This is a genomic window from Mesorhizobium sp. M1088 (assembly GCF_040318575.1).
Taxonomy (GTDB): Bacteria; Pseudomonadota; Alphaproteobacteria; order Rhizobiales; family Rhizobiaceae; genus Mesorhizobium.
On sequence record NZ_JAMYMO010000032.1, the window covers coordinates 43480 to 59048 of the forward strand.

14 protein-coding genes and 3 pseudogenes are annotated in these 15569 nt (G+C 61.9%); 5 read left to right on the forward strand and 12 right to left on the reverse strand.

Annotated elements, in window-relative coordinates:
• Positions 1-12: 12 nt before the first annotated feature.
• Together NKH49_RS26315 and NKH49_RS26320 are read right to left on the reverse strand one after the other, a co-directional pair.
• The gene (locus NKH49_RS26315; RefSeq protein ID WP_352928578.1) at positions 13-483 is read right to left on the reverse strand and encodes a hypothetical protein; all 471 of its coding nucleotides are present in this window, start codon (positions 481-483) and stop codon (positions 13-15) included.
• Between the two features lie 427 nt (positions 484-910).
• Positions 911-1384, reverse strand: a pseudogene (locus NKH49_RS26320) (DUF6088 family protein); the annotation flags it as partial.
• 224 nt (positions 1385-1608) lie between these two features.
• On the opposite strand from NKH49_RS26320, the gene NKH49_RS26325 reads away from it, so the two are divergent.
• From NKH49_RS26325 to ligD, 4 genes are all read left to right on the forward strand, one after another.
• Positions 1609-2367: an ImuA family protein gene (locus NKH49_RS26325; protein WP_352928580.1), complete on the forward strand. Its 759-nt coding sequence runs from the start codon at positions 1609-1611 to the stop codon at positions 2365-2367.
• Positions 2282-3805 (forward strand): Y-family DNA polymerase, encoded by a 1524-nt coding sequence (locus NKH49_RS26330; protein WP_352928582.1) that lies wholly within the window; start codon positions 2282-2284, stop codon positions 3803-3805. The genes NKH49_RS26325 and NKH49_RS26330 overlap by 86 nt, the downstream gene beginning before the upstream one ends.
• Entirely contained in the window at positions 3802-7062 is a 3261-nt protein-coding gene (locus NKH49_RS26335) for an error-prone DNA polymerase (RefSeq protein WP_352928584.1), read from the forward strand. The genes NKH49_RS26330 and NKH49_RS26335 overlap by 4 nt, the downstream gene beginning before the upstream one ends.
• A 70-nt stretch (positions 7063-7132) precedes the next feature.
• Positions 7133-8125, forward strand: coding sequence for a non-homologous end-joining DNA ligase (gene ligD / locus NKH49_RS26340; RefSeq protein ID WP_352928586.1), 993 nt, complete (start codon positions 7133-7135; stop codon positions 8123-8125).
• Between the two features lie 26 nt (positions 8126-8151).
• Here ligD and NKH49_RS26345 read toward each other — a convergent pair whose 3' ends face one another.
• The 10 genes and pseudogenes from NKH49_RS26345 to NKH49_RS26390 all read right to left on the reverse strand — a co-directional run bounded on the left by NKH49_RS26345 (position 8152) and on the right by NKH49_RS26390 (position 13996).
• Positions 8152-8742, reverse strand: a complete 591-nt coding sequence (locus tag NKH49_RS26345) for an SOS response-associated peptidase family protein (protein WP_352928588.1) — start codon at positions 8740-8742, stop codon at positions 8152-8154.
• A gap of 70 nt (positions 8743-8812) precedes the next feature.
• Positions 8813-9205 (reverse strand): annotated as a pseudogene (locus NKH49_RS26350) (response regulator transcription factor); the annotation flags it as partial.
• Positions 9195-9590, reverse strand: a complete 396-nt coding sequence (locus NKH49_RS26355; protein ID WP_352928590.1) for a response regulator — start codon at positions 9588-9590, stop codon at positions 9195-9197. The pseudogene NKH49_RS26350 and the gene NKH49_RS26355, both read right to left, overlap by 11 nt.
• Positions 9577-10220 (reverse strand): annotated as a pseudogene (locus NKH49_RS26360) (response regulator transcription factor). Before NKH49_RS26360 ends, NKH49_RS26355 begins: the two are co-directional and overlap by 14 nt.
• 82 nt (positions 10221-10302) lie before the next feature.
• The gene (locus NKH49_RS26365) at positions 10303-10569 is read right to left on the reverse strand and encodes a CBS domain-containing protein (protein ID WP_352928592.1); all 267 of its coding nucleotides are present in this window, start codon (positions 10567-10569) and stop codon (positions 10303-10305) included.
• Positions 10570-10602: 33 nt separating this feature from the next.
• Positions 10603-11013: a cupin domain-containing protein gene (locus tag NKH49_RS26370; RefSeq protein WP_352718760.1), complete on the reverse strand. Its 411-nt coding sequence runs from the start codon at positions 11011-11013 to the stop codon at positions 10603-10605.
• Positions 11014-11024: 11 nt separating this feature from the next.
• Positions 11025-11339 carry a hypothetical protein gene (locus NKH49_RS26375; RefSeq protein ID WP_352928594.1) on the reverse strand — a complete coding sequence of 105 codons (315 nt, stop codon included), beginning with the start codon at positions 11337-11339 and terminating at the stop codon, positions 11025-11027.
• A 108-nt stretch (positions 11340-11447) separates the two neighbouring features.
• A complete protein-coding gene (locus NKH49_RS26380; RefSeq protein WP_352928596.1) occupies positions 11448-12203 on the reverse strand; it encodes an SDR family oxidoreductase in 756 nt (251 codons plus the stop codon).
• Positions 12204-12799: 596 nt separating this feature from the next.
• Positions 12800-13018 carry a (2Fe-2S)-binding protein gene (locus tag NKH49_RS34965; protein WP_502907940.1) on the reverse strand — a complete coding sequence of 73 codons (219 nt, stop codon included), beginning with the start codon at positions 13016-13018 and terminating at the stop codon, positions 12800-12802.
• Positions 13019-13072: 54 nt separating this feature from the next.
• Entirely contained in the window at positions 13073-13996 is a 924-nt protein-coding gene (locus NKH49_RS26390; RefSeq protein WP_352928598.1) for an MBL fold metallo-hydrolase, read from the reverse strand.
• Positions 13997-15199: 1203 nt separating this feature from the next.
• Here NKH49_RS26390 and NKH49_RS26395 point away from each other — a divergent pair.
• Positions 15200-15517: a DUF309 domain-containing protein gene (locus tag NKH49_RS26395; protein ID WP_352542905.1), complete on the forward strand. Its 318-nt coding sequence runs from the start codon at positions 15200-15202 to the stop codon at positions 15515-15517.
• The last annotated feature ends 52 nt before the right edge of the window (positions 15518-15569 follow it).

Here is a 15569-nt window from a genome sequence, read left to right on the forward strand (position 1 = left end):
TCCGCTGCGGGCCTATCGGACATGGGCTTCGTCCTTAATCACCCCGAGGTCTTTTTGCCTCGCCCTGTTGCGCGACATCGCTCGTGAGCTGGATTTGAGCTTGACCAGCATCGTCCACCACTTCGGGACGAAGTTTGAACTCTCGAAGCCGTGCTTGAGCGTGCGGACAAGACCGATGGCAACGAGATGTTCGATTTTGGCGCTGCCCGCGCGCAGTACGGAGTCGCGCATGCCACCCTGGAGCGGGCCCGCTCGGGCCTCGAACGCCCAGGAATACTCAGGCTGTTCGCAATCCTGTCGGCCGAGTCGTCCGCACCCGAGCATCCCGCACATGACTGGTTTGTCGAGCGATATCGCCGCAAGACCGAGGAGCTCGCCGCGGCATTCGCCTTCGACCAAGCGAAGGGCCGTGTTGACCGCGCTCGTGACCCCCATCTGCTTAGTCGATTGCTTATCGGCGCCTGGGACGGAATTCAAAGGCACTGCCCGGCAATCCTTATGACGGCCACACGCTGGCAAGCGTCATCCCCGATATGGAAAAGACCATCCGCGGCTCCCCCTCAGGCCGTTCGTGGTAGAGCGAATTGAGGGTCCAGCAGACCCAGAAATCCTTTTCGACATTGCCCACCGGAGCTCCGATCCGATTGGCCGTGGCGAGGAACAGGTCGAGCCGGTCACGTGGGGATGCCGCGATGATCTGGCGGTAAGCATCGGTACTCATGGCTTCGCCTCGTGCGGGTCCGCCCTCAGGATTTCGCGGAGGAACTCCTGCATCCAGATCGGCACGGCGGAGAGACTGGCCCGCAGAATCCTCGCGAATGGCCTCGCCGTGCTTTGGGTCGGCAAACACGCGGCGCAACGTCGCCTGGATACGCTTCCGTTCGCCCTTCTGGGTCAGCATGTCCTGCATCCAATGCAAGGCCTGGACGACCCGCATCCCCGGCCGATCCGCCCAATAGAGGCGGCTAGGGGCAGCGTATTTGAAGTGGATTTCCTGCGTGCCGAGCTTGATTGGCTTCAACCGCGCATCGACCAGCACTTCTATCCGGGCGGGGACGGCGGTCGTCAGGCCGAGGTCGTTGGCGGCCGTCATTCCATCGATGACGGCGCGCGCCCGATCGCGGCGCGTGACGGCGCGGATCACAGCGCGATAATCCGGCACGGTGGCGCGGCCAGTCAGGTTGTTCGTGCGCGGCCGGTCATAGAGGCCTCGGTCGATCCGGCGCAGCTCCCCGGCGGTTGCCAGGCGCTGCAGGGTTTTGTCGACGGCGGCGCGTGCGCCGAGATCGGCGAAGTCGCCGGGGGTCCAGACCTCGTCGGGTTTGGACTCAATGCGGGCAAACAGGCGCGAGCGAAGATCGGCATCGGGCTTAACTTTGGGCATGTCCGAAATATGCTACAATTTTCGGACATCCGCGGCGCCCAAACTCCACAAACGGAACTCGCATTTTCGCATTGAAGTATATGGCCCTATGGCCCGCGCTCTGGACTATCCGAGAGCCTCGAATGCCTCCTTCCGCAGGGGCACGACATTGTCCCGGTTGCCTCTTAACCAAGACGAGAACAAATGTAGAACATATAACAGGCTTTCCGCGTTTCAAGGGTCAGATGAGTGTATCGGCGCCCCCTGCTGCCATTTCCGACCTTCGAGAACGCATCGCGCGCCTCGAAGGCGGAAATGCACGCGAGCGTACGGTTTTGCCGTTCGGAGTGGCCGCGATTGACAGGGTTCTGCCGGGAGGGGGATTGGCTTTTGGCGGTCTGCACGAGGTCGCAGGCGGTGGCAATGGCGCCGTCGATGGCGCAGCCGCGGCACTCTTCGCTGCCGGTATTGCCGCGCGCACGGTGGGCAAGGTGCTGTGGTGCGTTACCCGGCCCGATCTTTTCGCGCCTGCAATCGAACAGGCCGGCCTTCCTCCGGGACGGGTAATCTATGTCGAAGCCGGCGACGAAAAATCCGTTCTCGCCTGTTTCGAAGAGGGTCTTCGCGGCGGTTTTGGCGCTGTCGTTGCCGAGATTGCCCGGCTTTCGATGACGGTCTCACGGCGGCTGCAGCTTGCCGCCGAAAGCTCCGGCGCCATCGGCATCGCCATTCGCCGCTGGCGTCGGCAGACGGAGGCAACGGATTTTGAGCAGCCAACCGCCGCCGAGACACGCTGGCGGGTGTCGGTCCTGCCGTCGACACCATTGCCGGTGCCGGGGATTGGACGGGCGCGCTGGCACGTTGAACTGATCCGATGCCGTGCAGGAGAGAGTGCAGATTTCATAGTGGAGGCTTGCGATGCCAAGGGTCGTATCGCTCTTCCTTCCGATGTGGCCGACAGACCGCTTCAGAAGGAAATCGGGCGCCGCCGCGCCTCCGCCTGAGACGCCGCTCGTCCTCATCGGCCGTGACGGGCGCCGCCGTGTCGTGCTTGCCGCTGATGCTGCAGCCCACGCAGCGGGCCTGCGCATAGGCATTCCGGCGAGCAAGGCACAGGCGCTGGTCCCGGGCCTGATCGTCCATGATGCCGAGCCCGATGCCGACGCCATGGCGCTCGAGCGGTTGGCGCTGTGGGCGCTACGTCGCTATGCGCCGATCGTCGCTGCCGATGCGCCGGACGGCATTGTGATCGATACGACCGGCGCCGACCATCTGCACGGCGGCGAGGCGGCAATGCTCACCGATATGGTGGAGCGACTTGGCGGCTCCGGTCTAGCCGCGCGTGCCGCGTTCGCTGATACATGGGGTGCAGCCCACGCGCTGGCGCGCTTCGGCACGCGGCAGATCCTTGTGGTTCCATCTGGTGAGATCGCACAGGCGATCCAGCCTTTGCCGATCGCGGCGCTTCGCTTACCCGCCGTGACGATCGATGGTCTGCGTCGGCTCGGCTTCGAGACAATTGCGGACCTCGCCGCTACGCCACGCGCGTCGCTCGCCTTGCGTTTCGGACCGGAACCCGGTCGCCGCCTTGACCAGGCGTTCGGGCGGGTGAATGAACCGATAGAACCGATCCGACCGCAGGAAATCGTCGAGGTACGCCGCAATTTTGCCGAGCCGATCGGCGCGGCAGAGACCATCGCCCGCTATACCGGCAAGCTGGTCGCCGAACTATGCGCCTCACTCGAGACGCAAGGGCTTGGCGCACGCCGGCTCGATCTTCTGTTCTTCCGTGTCGATAACCGCGTCGAGGCGATCCGTATCGGCACTGCAATGCCGGTGCGTGACACGAAGCGCTTGACCCGGCTTCTCACAGATAAAATAGAAACTATCGATCCAGGGTTCGGCATCGAGCTGATGCGGCTTGCCGCGACCGTTGCCGAGCCGCTGCGGGCCAAGCAGATGATTTCCGCGCTCGCCGAGGCGCCCGAACCCGATGTGTCGGATGTGATCGACATCCTCGCCAACCGTGTCGGCGAGAACCGGCTCTATCGCTTCGCCCCGGTGCAGAGCGATGTTCCCGAACGGTCGGTTCAACGTATCGCGCCGATGGCGCCTGATACCGGCGAGGGCTGGCCCGGCCATTGGCCGCGCCCAACTCGGCTGTTGCCACGACCCGAGCCGATCGAGACGGTAGCACTTCTTCCCGACCATCCGCCCGTGACCTTTACCTGGCGCGGCGTCCGCCGGCGCGTGAAACGGGCGGACGGTCCGGAACGCGTGTTCGGGGAATGGTGGAAGCGCGACGCCGAGCTCGCGGCGGTGAGGGACTATTTTCACGTCGAGGATGAGAACGGCGAACGCTACTGGGTCTTCCGTGCCGGCGACGGGGAGGATGCCGCGACCGGATCGCACAAATGGTTCATTCACGGGATCTTCGGATGACAGGCGCCACCCGATATGCCGAGTTGCAGGTGACCTCGCATTTCTCGTTCCTGCGTGGAACATCATCCTGCGAGGAGCTGTTTGCGCAGGCGGCGCTGCTCGGCATCGAGGCGCTCGCCGTCGTCGATCGCAATTCGCTTGCCGGCATCGTGCGCGCGCATGAAGCGGCCAAAACGACAGGCGTCCGGCTGATCGTCGGCTGCCGTCTCGATCTCGCCGACGGCATGTCGATCCTAGCCTATCCAACCGACCGACTGGCCTATTCGCGGCTCTGCCGCCTGCTGTCGCTCGGCAAGGGCAGGGCCGGCAAGGCAAAGTGTCATCTCGAATGGGATGATGTCGTCGCCTATGGCGAGGGACTGATGGCGGTGCTCGTGCCGGACGAAGCCGATGATCTTTGCGCCGTCCGGCTGCGGCGGCTGCGCGAGGCTTTCGGCGATCGCGCCTATCTGGCGCTCACCTTGCGCAGGCGTCCGAACGACCAGCTCCGGCTTTACGAGCTGGCTAACCTGGCGGCCGCGATGCGCGTCTCCACCGTCGTCACCAACGATGTGCTTTTCCACGAGCCGGCCCGCCGCATGATGCAGGATGTCGTCACCTGCATTCGCCACAACGTCACCATCGATGACGCCGGCTTCCGGCGCGAACGTCATGCCGATCGCTATCTCAAACCGGGCGATGAAATGGCGCGGCTGTTCAGCCGTTACCCCGAGGCGCTGGCGTGCACCGCCGAAATCGCCGGCCGCTGCCGGTTCTCGCTCGACGAGCTCGCCTATCAATACCCCGAGGAAAAAACGATGCCGGGTCTCACCGCCCAGCAGGCGCTGGAAAAACTGACCTGGGAAGGTGCAGCCCGCCGTTACCCCGAGGGCTTGCCCGACAAGGTGATCAAGATCCTGAAGCACGAGCTGCGGCTGATCGAGACGCTCAAATATGCGCCGTACTTCCTGACCGTCAACTCGATCGTCCGCTTCGCCCGCAGCCGGGACATCCTCTGCCAGGGCCGCGGCTCGGCCGCCAATTCCGCCGTCTGCTATGTGCTTGGCATCACCTCCATCGATCCGGAACGCAACAACCTTCTGTTCGAGCGCTTCGTTTCGCAGGAGCGGCGCGAGCCGCCCGACATCGATGTCGATTTCGAGCATGAACGGCGCGAGATCGTCATGCAGTGGGTTTATGAAACCTACGGGCGCGATCACGCAGCACTTTGCTCCACCGTCATCCGCTATCGCACCAAGGGTGCTGTCCGTGATGTCGGCAAGGCGCTCGGCCTGCCCGAGGACATGACCAAACTTCTGTCCTCGCAGGTCTGGGGCCATGGCGAAGCAGTGGATGAGCAGCGCGCCGGCGAGCTCAATCTCAATCTCGGCGACCGGCGGCTGCGGCTGACCCTTGAACTCGCCGCGCAACTTGCCGGCACGCCGCGTCACCTCTCGCAGCATCCGGGCGGTTTTGTCCTGACGCATGACCGGCTCGACGATCTCGTGCCAATCGAGCCAGCGGCGATGAAGGATCGCCAGATCGTGGAGTGGGACAAGGACGACATCGACGCGCTGAAATTCATGAAGGTCGACGTGCTGGCGCTCGGAATGCTGACCTGCATGAAACGATCATTCGATCTCCTGTCCGAACATAAGGGCATCGCCCTCGACCTGGCGACGATCCCGGCCGAGGATCCGCGCACCTACGCCATGATCAGGAAGGCCGACACACTCGGCGTCTTCCAGATCGAATCCCGCGCGCAGATGTCGATGCTGCCACGCATGAAGCCCCGAACCTTCTACGACCTGGTCATCGAGGTCGCGATTGTCCGACCCGGCCCGATCCAGGGCGACATGGTCCATCCCTATCTTCGCCGGCGCGACGGGACGGAAGAGGTGACGTTTCCAACACCGGAGCTGGAGCGCGTTTTAGGCAAGACGCTCGGCGTGCCGCTGTTTCAGGAGCAGGCGATGCAGGTCTCGATGGTCTGCGCCGGCTTTTCAGCCGGCGAGGCCGACCAGCTGCGGCGCGCCATGGCCACCTTCAAGCACACTGGCGGCGTCTCGAAATTCCGCGACAAGCTGATCAACGGGATGATCGCCAACGGCTACACCCCGGAGTTTGCGGAAAAGACCTTCTCGCAACTCGAAGGGTTCGGCAGCTACGGCTTCCCCGAAAGCCACGCCGCTTCCTTCGCGCTGATCGCCTACGCCTCATCCTGGATGAAGTGCTGGCATCCGGATGTCTTCTGTGCCGCGTTGCTGAATTCGCAGCCGATGGGCTTCTATCTGCCGGCCCAGATCGTGCGTGATGCTCGCGATCATGGCGTCGAGGTGCGTCCGGTCTGCGTCAATGCAAGCCGCTGGGATTGCACGCTGGAGCCGACCGATGCCGAAGATCGCTTCGCTGTCCGCCTCGGTCTGCGCATGGTGAAGGGTCTCGCCAATGATGACGGGGCGGCGATCATTGCTGCGCGGGCCGATGAGCCCTTCGTCTCGGTTGACGATCTCTGGCGCCGCGCCGGCGTGCCGGCGGCTTCCCTTGTCCAGCTCGCCGAGGCCGACGCCTTTCTGCCGGATCTGAACCTTGCCCGCCGCGATGCGCTCTGGGCGATTAAGGCGCTGCGCGATGAACCTTTGCCGCTGTTCGCGGCCGCCACGTCCCGTGAACAGAAAACGGTGCCTGAAATCCACGAGCCTGTCATCACGCTCAGACCGATGACGGCCGGGCGCGAGGTTGTCGAGGATTACGGTCATGTCGGGCTGACCTTGCGCAGCCATCCGGTGTCGTTTCTACGCGCCGATCTACGCCGGCGTCGCATCGTGACTTGCCAGGAAGCCATGCAGGCGAGGGACAAACGATGGCTCGAGGCCGCTGGCCTGGTGCTGGTGCGGCAAAGGCCGGGCTCGGCCAAAGGCGTCATGTTCCTCACCATGGAGGATGAGACCGGCGCCGCCAACGTCGTTGTCTGGGTCAAGGTGTTCGAGAAATTCCGGCGCGTGCTTCTTTCGTCGGCCATGCTCGGCGTGCGCGGCCGCATCCAGCGGGAAGGGGAGGTGGTGCATCTCGTTGCCCACGAGTTGACCGATCTTTCGGCCGAACTCGCCAGCGTCGGAAACCGCGACACGCCATTTCCATTGCCACACGGCCGCGGTGACGAGGCCCATCATGGCGGATCGGGCGTTGATCCGCGCGGCATGCCGAAAACGCGCGATATCGTCGATCCCTACGAGCACATCGACCGCATCAAGGTGAAGACGCGGGATTTCCGATAGAGCTGCGGCGGTTATCATGTGGTAGTCTCGCCCACATGACGACGCTTTATCTCAATTGGCGCGCAAGACGGTGAATCCCACAAAGCCGAACAAAACGCATCCGCCGAAATGGATCAAGCCCCAGCTCACGCGCCTCGCCGACGAAGCGCCCGACGGCCCGAACTGGCTTCACGAAATCAAGTACGACGGATACCGCATGCACGCGCGGATCGACGGCAGCGACATCCGCTTGCTCACCCGCACCGGCCTCGATTGGTCGCATCGCTATCAAGCGACGATAGCGGCGCTGCGCGCGCTCCCGGTGGAAGAAGCATATGTCGACGGGGAGCTGTGCGCCGTTCGGGCCGACGGCGTGACCTCCTTCAGCCGCCTGCAGGCCGCTATGGACGAGGGCCACACGGGCGATCTTGCCTTCTTTGCTTTCGATCTTCTGTTTCTGAACGGAGAAAGCATTGCGAAGCTGCCGCTGATCGCTCGCAAGGCGCGGCTGGAAGGCCTGTTTTCGAACGACATGCCCGGCCTGCGCTTCAGCGACCACGTGATCGGCGACGGGCCTGCGTTCCGCAAGCACGCCTGCCGGCTTGCACTCGAGGGCGCTATCTCAAAGCGGATCGACAGCGCCTATGCATCCGGCAATCGCGGGCTATGGGTCAAGTCAAAGTGTCTCAACAGAGAGGAATTCATCGTCGTCGGCTGGACCGATCCGACGGGAAGCCGCCCGCATATCGGCTCGCTGCTTCTCGGCCACTACACCGAGGATGGGCGTCTGATGTACGCTGGCCGCGCCGGCACGGGCATCACGGTTGCAGAGCTCAAGCGATTGGCTGGCCGGCTTGGACCACTTCAGGCAGCTCGAATGCCCCTCGACGCGCCACCGCCACGTGAGAGCCGGTTCGGCTCGCCGCTTGAGCTGTCGCGCGTCCATTGGGTCAGGCCTGAAATGGTGGTCGAGGTCGCCTATCTCACCTGGACGGAAGACAATCTCCTGCGTCAGGTTTCGTATCAAGGTGAGCGGCAGGATAAGCCAGCCCGGCAGGTGGTGCGTTCCGTGCCCCATCCCTGATCGGCATCGGTCGCCGACCGGTTCATTCATCCGACTTGCTCCACCTGCAGCGTGCCGGGTGAAAGGGGCTTGATCAGCGACTTGGCCGACACCGAAGGGTCGAGCCAATCCGCCCACGCGCTGCGATCGAGGATTACGATCTGCCGGTCGTGGTAGGGCGCGATGTCGGGTCCTGGCTCCATCGTCAGCATGGTGAATGCCTCGCCGACCTCAGGCGTTTCACGCCAGATGCCGGCGATGCAGAAGATCGGCTCCTCCTTCTTTGTGAAGAGCCACTTGTCCTTGCGCCTCTTCTTGGGGTCTTCCGGATCGGTGAACTCGTAGAAGCCGTCCGCCACGATCAGGTACCGGTTCGACGAGAACTCTCGGCCCTCTGAACGGAAATCATAAACGGGCCGCTTGTTCGGTCCGGGCCAGCTCCAGCGCCGTTGCACCATATCGCCTTCGCTGAGCACGCCCTCGATCGTCCTGATGATCGGCGCCATGTCCGTGATCTTGATGTCTTCGCGCGCCTCGATGTTCGGCGCGCCTTCGCCGAAACGGATCTTGATCTTGAGGTCGGCGAAGTCCTCCACGATCGAAGCGACATCCACCATCAATCGATAGTCATTGCACATCGGTCCTCTGTTCGATCGCCATCGCAGCGCGACCGTGTTCTTGTTATGTTCGAACGACGATGAGTGCAAAGGTTTGGTCCCGCACAGGCTTGGTGAGAAAATCCACCGCGCCGGCCTTCATCGCTTGGACAGTCATCGGAATGTCGCCATGCCCGGTCAGGAATATCAATGGCTTGGGATTGCCGTTTTGGGCCAGATGACGCTGCAGATCGAGACCGCTCGCTCCTGGCATGCGCACGTCGACGATGAGGCAACCTGGACTGTCCAACACATCGGAGTCAAGCAATTCGCGGGTCGAGGCAAAGGAGACTGGCTGGAAACCCGCCGACAGGATCAATTCCGACAGGGCCTCCCGAACAGACGTATCGTCATCGACAATAATGACGAGCACCGGGTCCGCTTCACCCTTCCGCTGCTGCGATAACGGCGCCGATCTCCATAAGAGCGGCTGGTCAACTCTCATATCCGTCCTCCGCGTCATGGTTGCGCAAAGTCTCGCCGATGGCCGCAAGTAGGGCGTGGGCATCGAAGGGCTTCCGGAAGAACCCGCTCATCCCCTTCGCTCGGTCCTGATCGACTATCTCGTGACGACCTGTGATCAGGAAGACCGGCAGCTCCGGGCGTGCCCTGTTCACCAGGTCACGAAGTTCAAAGCCATCCATGCCAGGCATTCCGATGTCGGTGATCAGCACATCGAGCCCCGTTAGCCCGCAGATCAACAGTTGTTGCGCCGACGAGAAGCTGCGGGCCACATAGCCAGCGGATTCGAGGAGCTCCTCGATTGACTCGAGAAGTCTTGGATCGTCGTCGACCACCGCCACAATAGGTTTATGCTTACTCACGCTCACTCCCTGCCGCCCGGCGCGAGTGGGTTATCGGTATTTCCAGTCGCTCGGCGATACGCACGAGATCGGCAAGGGACGCTGCCATATCTTCTGCACGACGTTTCTTCTGTGGATTTGCAAAGTGACCTCGCTGATCCCAAGCTCGGCGGCGGCCTGCTTGTTGAGCAGGCCACTCACCACAAGCGGCAGCGCCTCACGCTCGCGTGGCGTGAGTTCCTGATGGCGCTGCTTCAACACGCCAAGTTCAGCGCGCTCCGATCTGATTTCTCGGTCGCGGGCGATCGCCACGCGAATTGCGGCCATGAGATCAGAATCGCTGAAAGGCTTGGTCAGGAAATCTACCGCGCCATCCTTGATAGCCCGGACGGATGACGGGATGTCGCCATGCCCTGTTATGAAGACGATCGGTGGATGATCCCTTCCCGCGATCTGCTTCTGCAAATCGAGCCCGCTGATATCCGGCAACTCGACATCGAGGATTAAGCAGGCTGGAAGGTCTGGCTTGTCCGCGCTGACATAGCGCCCAGCCGATCCAAAGGCGAGGGCACGCAGTCCGTGTGAAGCGAGCAACTCGCTCAGAGCCTCCCGAACGCGCTCGTCATCATCTACCACGAGGACAATATGATCAGTCACGGCGCAGACCTCCCTTCAGGGGATTGTTGGCGCTTCGTGCAGCAACTTGCTCAGCAATTGAATCTGGACTGATGGACTCACCTCAGTAACCTAGTCCCACCATTCCCGACTGCACCCTACGGAAATCCATGCATTGTGCGGCCGGCGGCGTCGGCGATCCTGCGCCGGTGAGGTGGCGGATGAGGTCGGATTTGCTTAGCACGCCTGCAGCCGCTCCATTGTCGTCACACACGACGACGAGACCAATACCGGGCTTCGAAAGCGAAAGAGCAGCGACTTGCACCGCTGCATTGGCGTCGAGCACCATCAGCCGAGCCTTCGTCATCGAGTTGAGTTGTTCGATTTGCATCAAAATCCTCCGAGAGATCGCCTGCTGTCGAGCTCATTTTTCGGATGTCGTCAGGTTGGTGTCGTTCGTATCGACAACGAACACGGCAAGCATGCGCGCGCGTTCCGTCTTGCTGGCATTCTCCTCGAAGGTGTGATGATCACCCGGAAACTCAGAAAAGTTTTCGCCGGCCCGATAAGTCTTTATCGGACCGTGATTGACCTGAGTGTTGATTGCTCCTTCGAGGACCGTGGCATAGATGAATGCCGACTTTGCGTGAGTGTGCGCCTGGGAACTGCCGCCGGGCTCATATTCGACAAGCACGCCCTTGATGCTCTTGCCTGGAACATTGGGTAGCGGCTGGTCGTAGACCAGCGTGGCCCTGGGGCCGTGCGAATCGTCGGCCAGAGCGCCGGTTGCGGAGATGGCTGCGACAGCAGCGATGAGGAGTGTAGTCCTGATCATTGTCTTGGCTCCTAGTTGTGATTGGGGATCGCCAGCCGATGGGAGGGGCGGCCGGGGATCAGGCTCTCGCCGAGGGGACGCGGCGCGAGCAGATGGGGTTGATGATCGCGCTTCTCGCGCAGTACAAGTTTGCCGTTACTTCTGCGGCCTCGCATGACCGTGGTTCTGTCAGCCTTTGCTATATAGCGGCCGTCAGTCAGTGTCTCGATGTAGTTCGTAGCCTGACAACCTTCGAACCGCGGGCCGGCGATGTATTTCTCGTCGTTGTAGACGTAGAATCCAGAGGAACCATTGCCGTCAGCTTGTTCTCTTACATAGTAAGGCATTTCATCATTTCCTGCATTTATTTCTGCCGGTCTCATAGCTGGACCCGAAGGAGGTTGAGCTTCAGGATTGTCTCGTCCTGCTTGACCTTGAGGCGCGCGGGCCACATATCATCCGTGCAGGGAGGCGTGGCTGAACCAGTCTTCGAAGCGCGTTGTGCCGATGCGCGGATGGTCGCTTGGCACGAGCGAGTGGTCGTCCAGCAGCGTGCCAAAATATCGCGCATGGGGATCCGCGGTAACTTTGCGCGGATCGTTCGTAGCCTTCAAAAACCGCGCGACAAGCTCGCTCATGCGGACCGGCTCCGGACCCGCGATCTCGATCGCGCCGTTGACCGGCGGCGAGAGCGCAACCTCGGTCATGATGTCCGCGACGTCGTTAGACGCGATTGGCTGAAAATAGGCACTCGGGACTGTGGTGATGTCGCCGACCGTTCCTGACTGCGCGATGCCGCCAAGAAACTCGAAAAACTGCGTCGAGTGGACGATGGTGTAGGGGATGCCGGAGCTCCGAATGAGCTTTTCCTGGGCAATCTTGGCGCGCATATAGCCGCTATCGGGCAGACGCTCGGCCCCCACGATCGAAAGTGCGACGTGGTGCGTCACGCCCGCCAGCTTTTCTGCTGCGAGCAAGTTCCGGCCGGAAGTCTCGAAGAACTCCAGAACTGCCTTATCCTCGAAGGAGGGCGAATTTGCCAGGTCGATGACGGTCTGCGCTCCGGCGAGCACTTTCGCGAGGCCTTCGCCGGTAATGGTGTTGACGCCGCCGTTCGGTGACGCGGCGAAGACTTCATGGCCCTTGTTACGCAGCCTCTCAACTGTTTTCGAGCCGATCAGCCCGGTGCCACCAATTACCACGATCTTCATGACGACTTCCTCGTTCGCGTTCGGCGTTGATTGCCTGACCGAGCGGACAACCGCTGGCGCATCAGCTCCCGTCGTTCGGACAATGCATCGGGGCGCAGGCCCAGACTATCGAACGGAAGCATCTGTCATGTCATGCGAAGGTCTAGGATAGATGCATCCGTAGATTGGGGACTCTAGTCAGCAAGGAGACAGAGTCTCATCTGCTAGCCAACCGACATGCGGCCAGGGAGCGATCAGAAGGCCACATTCATCAGCAGCGTGAGGTCGGCCGAGGGCGACTTTCGGCCAAACAGCAAAATCGAACTCTTCGACCGAGATGCGCAGCGCAAAGCTGCGGCTCGCGTCGTGGAAAATGTAGTCGGTCTACGGTCAGACTTTCCCGTTCGCCACTGCTCTTTAGCAGCAGCGAGACAATACATCATGTCCATGGAAAAATCGCAGGGATCCGCGAGTGTGGGGAAGCGGTAACGCTCTATCAATCGAAGCCTCGCGCATTTTGCAGCGCGACAGCGTCCGTGCCCCCTTCGTCAACCCGCGACTCCTTGGCGCTCGAGCAGTTGTTCAAACTCGTGTGTTCGTCGTGGTTCGATCTTGACTCAACAAGCGGCCGTCACTCCCAGAAAGCCGGCCTGCGGCAGCCGAGTCACGATTGGGAAGACCGCGCGCAGCCGTTGCAGGATGCCGCGCACGCAACGGCCGCACTTGGGACTGCAGCCGAGACAGCCATAGACCTGACTAATCGAGCGCGTCCGCCCCGCCTCGACGGCGGAGCGGACATCCTGATCGCTCAACACATTGCATGAACAGATGATCATGGCGAGGTGGCTCTCGACGGAGATTGGCTAGGTTGGTCGTCACCCGGCAAGCGGTCAGTAGTCCCAAACCGCCGGTACGCAACGAAAGGCGTCGCCGTCGACCGCCACATGGCAGACCGACGGGAACGGCAGGTGAGTGGCCACCAGCGGCTCGCGGTTCGCCGCGAGTTCCCGCATAAGACTAACGCGGACGCGGGCCGCCTCCTCGGGGTCGTGTTCGAAGCCGTTGTGCCAGTCGGGATGGTCGAATCCGACCTGGAACACGAGGTCCCCGGCGAACGTCAGCCGGTCGCCGCCTGACGCCAGACGGACCACGCTGTGCCCGGGGGTGTGGCCGCCTGTGCGACGGACGACCACCCCCGGCGCCACCTCGTGTTCGTCTTCGAACGGGCGCAGCTGGCTGCGGTACTCATTGACGAATCGCTTGGCTGCCCGCCGAAGCGCGTCTGGAAACCCCTGCGGCATGGACACGCGGGAGAAATCGGGCGATTCCCAGAACTTGATCTCAGCGGCTGCAACGTGAATCCGCAGGTGCGGATTCAGCCGCTCCTTCACGCCGTCGATGAGCAGCCCGCCAATGTGGTCCATGTGCATGTGGGTGAGCACCACGTCAGTCACTGATGCCAGATCGATGCCGGCGGCCTTCAGTCGATGGATCAACTGCCCAGCCCGCGGCAAGTGCAACTCCGGGTCCGCCCCCAGCCCAGCGTCGACGAGTATGGTTTGTTCGCCGCTGCGCACCACAGCCACGTTCAGCGGCCACTCGAGCGTCTCCGGCGAGAGGAATTCGTCCTCCAGCCAGGCTGTCCGGACGGCCGGGTCGACGTTGTATGCGATGGTCGGGGCTGGAATTGGTAGGATCCCATCGCTGACCACGAGCACGTCAATCTCGCCGATCTTAAGTGCGTAGCGCGATGGAACCAGCTCGTCGGGCCCCGGTCGAGCGGAAATGTCGTCCACGTTCATGTTTGTGCTCATGTTTGTCTCCTGTTGATCGCCTTTGCCACGGCCATATCGGCCGCCTCCGCCGCTGGCCCCGTGGATCGGCGGACGGCCACACGGCGTCTGCACACGAGATTGCGCCGCCGCGGCCTGCGCGACCATCAAACGGAAGTATCGGTCAGGCAATGCGAAGGTCCATGACCGTTGCAAGGGCGGATGATCTCCCGCAAACGTCGAAGAGACCGCTTCGAGCAGGGAATAGCCGCTGTGAGCAACTTGTAGCAATTGCCGGACGGCTCGTATGGTAAAGCGTGATCATCGGCGGATCCTGCTGCCGGTCTCGCAGCCGCATAAGCGCTCTCGCGGCGGCCGTCCGGCCGCAGGCGGGCTGACTGCTTTAGTGACTGCTTCACGAGAAATCAGACTGGCCGCCGGCAAAGGTTGGATAGCGCTGGCGCTGGCAATGTTCGCGACATGGCGCCCCGCTGCGCGTCCTGCTCTGCGGCTTGACGATCCTGCAGGGACAGGCGCGGGCCTTCAGGCCCCCTCGGAGCAGCTATCGGGCCCTGCCCTACCTGGCGGCCATCGCGGTGTTGGTGCTGATCGCGCGTAACGGCCAAGTGCTTGCCCTGCGCTTTCCGGCTTCGCTCGCAAGGCCTAGCTGGGTGCAAGTTACACGTGGCTGTTTCGCCACCATTCGATCTAAGGCGACCCCGCGCGATAGCGGTTGTCCAAATGGACGTATGGAAAAGTCAACTATCGCCTCGGTCGATCGAATGTCTGCTTACAGGCAACGAAGAAGGTGACTCTAGCGTCTGACATAAGGCGCAAAGCCGACGTTGAGTTAGCAAGTTCAGGCTCAACAGATGTTCATGATTTGTGCTTCGAAAGTCGCATAATTGGCAGTCTGTAATCTCCAGAAACCGGAACTCAGCCCGATCCATGGCCTCAGCTCTGACATACGAAGCCTATGCCGTCAGCTCCATGTGACATGAATTGCCATCAACGCGCTTTCATGCTTGCTGGGCCGATGTCTCGTCCTCGCCTGCTGCCCGAAAAGAGTTTTCCGACCTATGCGTACCTGCCTGGCAAACATCCGCATCCGGTACGTGATCCCTTGGGCCATAGCTACCGAAACGATCCCGTGACCGTCGCCCTTGGGGAAGCGTTAGGCTCGGATGTCTTTCGATGGGGAATCGACCTTTTCAACCATGGCTATTACTGGGAAGCCCATGAGGCTTGGGACAGGCTGCGAAACGAAGCACCCAGCACCGCCTGTTCTTCAAGGGACTGATCCTATTGGCGGCGGCCGGGGTAAAAATACGCGAGGGAAAGCGGGTCGCTGCCGTACGCCATGCCACAAGAGCTGCCGCGCTTTTTCGTCAGGTGGTGACGGTGCCGAGCCGGCTCTTTGAGACTGCGCTCGGGATGACACCTGCCGCGCTTGCAGAATATGCCGAAGCAGCCGTAACTTCCCGGGTTTTGCCAGAACCAAAGCCTGACCAGCCCGAGCCCGTTTTCGATTTTATTCTCGCACCAAAACTTGAGAGTGTCTGATCGGCAACCCTTGGTAAGCGTTCAACCCCAGCTTCGCCTGTGGAAGGCTGGT

Bases quoted from the DNA above. Each gene is read 5' to 3' on its own strand.
- NKH49_RS26390 (WP_352928598.1), bottom strand. From the start codon at position 13,996: ATGAGCACAAACATGAACGTGGACGACATTTCCGCTCGACCGGGGCCC.
- NKH49_RS26370 (WP_352718760.1), bottom strand. From the start codon at position 11,013: ATGATCAGGACTACACTCCTCATCGCTGCTGTCGCAGCCATCTCCGCA.
- NKH49_RS26335 (WP_352928584.1), top strand. From the start codon at position 3,802: ATGACAGGCGCCACCCGATATGCCGAGTTGCAGGTGACCTCGCATTTC.
- NKH49_RS26345 (WP_352928588.1), bottom strand. From the start codon at position 8,742: ATGTGCAATGACTATCGATTGATGGTGGATGTCGCTTCGATCGTGGAG.
- NKH49_RS26365 (WP_352928592.1), bottom strand. From the start codon at position 10,569: ATGCAAATCGAACAACTCAACTCGATGACGAAGGCTCGGCTGATGGTG.
- NKH49_RS34965 (WP_502907940.1), bottom strand. From the start codon at position 13,018: ATGATCATCTGTTCATGCAATGTGTTGAGCGATCAGGATGTCCGCTCC.
- NKH49_RS26325 (WP_352928580.1), top strand. From the start codon at position 1,609: ATGAGTGTATCGGCGCCCCCTGCTGCCATTTCCGACCTTCGAGAACGC.
- NKH49_RS26375 (WP_352928594.1), bottom strand. From the start codon at position 11,339: ATGCCTTACTATGTAAGAGAACAAGCTGACGGCAATGGTTCCTCTGGA.
- NKH49_RS26380 (WP_352928596.1), bottom strand. From the start codon at position 12,203: ATGAAGATCGTGGTAATTGGTGGCACCGGGCTGATCGGCTCGAAAACA.
- NKH49_RS26330 (WP_352928582.1), top strand. From the start codon at position 2,282: ATGCCAAGGGTCGTATCGCTCTTCCTTCCGATGTGGCCGACAGACCGC.